Raw genomic sequence first — 2,543 nt, forward strand, 5'->3', positions numbered from 1 at the left:
CAGCGGAATTCAAAAATTTATATACAAAGTCAGTAAAATAGATGTAGAAAAAGAAGGTTTTTCTGTTCCAAAAGAGCTTAGAGGAAGGTCTTTCTTTGTATCAATACTGCCAGAGCTATTAAGCAGATACATACTAAATAAGCTTAACTATCCAATAACAAACATACTTTATTCAGGCGGCGGAAAATTCCAGCTACTACTACCAAACACAAACAAAGTTAAAGATATTTTAAAAGATTTTAAAAATGAACTTTCAAAATATTTGCATGAAGAGTTTCATTTAGACTTGTCAATAGTGAGCGGACAAACAGAGTTAAGTCAGAGTATTTAAAAGGAGACAAGTTAAGAGAAGCGATAACAAATTTACAAATCAGCATTGATGAAGATAAAAAAAGGAAAGCAAAAAAATTACTTACCAAAGACTTTGAAGATGGGTTTCATGTATGTAAATCTTGCAAATCTTTACCAAGAAAAGAAAAAGAAGACATTTGCAGATGGTGTAATACTTTTAATGAGTTAGGAGCAAAATTAGCAAAACATGAAAAACTTTTCATAATCTATCAATTTGAATACATGAGCAAAGAACCAGATTTGGATTTTGGAAAATTTGGAAAAGTATATTTATTCAATAAACCAGAGCCGGAAATAATGACAAAAGCAAAAGAAGTGCTAAATCTAAACTCAACAAAATTGGCAGAGGAAGGACACACTAACGGATTTAAATTTATAGCAAACATAGTACCAACCTTAACGTATGAGGTAAAAGATTATCTCTTAAAATATGCAGATTTAGAAGAGAAAGAAAGGGAAGAATTAAAAAACCAGCCTATAAACTCAATCTTACCACTAAACTACATTGCAGAATTTGCAAAAGGAGATAAAAAGCTTGCAGTTTTAAGAGCAGACGTAGACAATCTTGGGCTAATATTTAGCGATGGATTAAGAAGATATACAATATCAAGAATAGCAACGCTAAGCAGAATGTTAGACCTATTCTTTACAGGATATATATCAATTTTAATAAATAAAGTCTCTGATGATTATGCAAAGAGAGAGCTTGGAAATACAAACCTAAAAGCGAAACAAAAATTGATATACACTGTTTATGCAGGTGGAGATGATTTATTTTTAATAGGACCATACAATCTAATCTTAGATTTTGTAGTGGAACTAAGGAAGAAATTTTACAAATATACAGCTAATAATACAGACTTTGGAATATCCGGCGGTATACCAATAGTAGGGTCTAAGGTAAGCCTTGAATACATGGCAAAAATATCAGAGGAGATGGAAAGTATATCCAAAAGTGCAATCTTTGCTACAAAAAATAAACAAAACTACCTAAAAGATGCAATAACCATATTTGAAAAAAGCTTTAAATATTCTTCAGAGATAAAAGGATATAGCACGTACAACCAAAGAATATTTGGCGATGAAGAACTTTCAAAACTGTATAAAAAACCACAGGATGATAACTATGTAAACTTTGAAACAATCCTAAGTATATCAAATAAAATAGCTGAATATATGGAAGAAAAAAAGATGTCAAGAGCGTTGGCTTACAGATTATTAAGCTTGCATAGAGTTTATGTATCAGAAGATGGAAAAATAGACCCGATTATTTATCCAAAAATCTTTTATCAAATAGGTAGAAATGTAAAAAATGAAAGTGTCAGAAATTTACTTGTAGAGTGGTTATTAAGAAAAGGTTATAGTTATGGTGAAGACTCTTTATCAAAAGAAAATGTAATTAGAAATTTAGATGTGATACTATCCATTGCATTAATGAAAACAAGAGGAGGAAAAAAAGATGACTGAGGTAAAAAGTAGTTTAAATGTAAGTAATGAATTGGAAGAGATTATTGAAATTGTTGAAAGGAATAAAAAGGGAAAAGGAAATAAAAAGCAAGAAATAGATAAAAAAGAAGAAAGAGTAGAACTTAATAATAACTACGATAAGCTTATTAGTGAAGTAATTAAAGACATAGAGAAAGGAATATTAAACTTGGATTTAGAAGAATATATAAAACCAGGTGGAATTTGCGAAGGCATTGCAGGTGCCGTTGGTTATATAGGCAAATTGAAGAGAAGTCAGCTTAGAAAATTTTTCAACGAAATAAAAACTATAGAATATGACTTAAAATCAGGGGAAGATGTTAAAAAAATAAAAATAAGAATTTTAGCACTTATTCCAAAACTCGCTTATAGCAAAGGAAGAGACCTTATAGATGAAAACTTTTACAAATTTATGAAGACTATTCTTTCAAAAGTAAAAGAAGATATGAATGAAAAAAATGCTCAAGAAGTGTTTGAAGTTTTCGTAAAAATTTTAGAATCAATTGTAGCATACCATACATTCCACTTCCCAAAGGAGGCATAATATGAGTAAAGCATTAAAAGGAATCATTAAATTAGAGTGCAAGATTAGAGTGCTAACAGGCTTACACATTGGAGGGTCAAAAGAAAGTGTAGAGATAGGCGGGATAGATAATATTGTTATCAAGATTCCTGTCTTAAAGCTTGATATAGAAGGAAAAGACAAA

At 30.0% G+C, this 2,543-nt stretch carries 2 protein-coding genes and 1 pseudogene; all 3 read left to right on the top strand.

The window, feature by feature from the left end; all coding sequences use genetic code 11:
• Window positions 1–331 (top strand): annotated as a pseudogene (locus SULYE_RS08465) (type III-A CRISPR-associated protein Cas10/Csm1); the annotation flags it as partial.
• Between the two features lie 38 nt (window positions 332–369).
• Window positions 370–1,818 carry a type III-A CRISPR-associated protein Cas10/Csm1 gene (cas10, locus tag SULYE_RS07570; protein WP_408054949.1) on the top strand — a complete coding sequence of 483 codons (1,449 nt, stop codon included), beginning with the start codon at window positions 370–372 and terminating at the stop codon, window positions 1,816–1,818.
• A complete protein-coding gene (csm2, locus tag SULYE_RS07575; protein WP_007548141.1) occupies window positions 1,811–2,380 on the top strand; it encodes a type III-A CRISPR-associated protein Csm2 in 570 nt (189 codons plus the stop codon). Before cas10 ends, csm2 begins: the two co-directional genes overlap by 8 nt.
• Window positions 2,381–2,543: the final 163 nt, after the last annotated feature.

Source organism: Sulfurihydrogenibium yellowstonense SS-5 (assembly GCF_000173615.1).
GTDB lineage: Bacteria > Aquificota > Aquificia > Aquificales > Hydrogenothermaceae > Sulfurihydrogenibium > Sulfurihydrogenibium yellowstonense.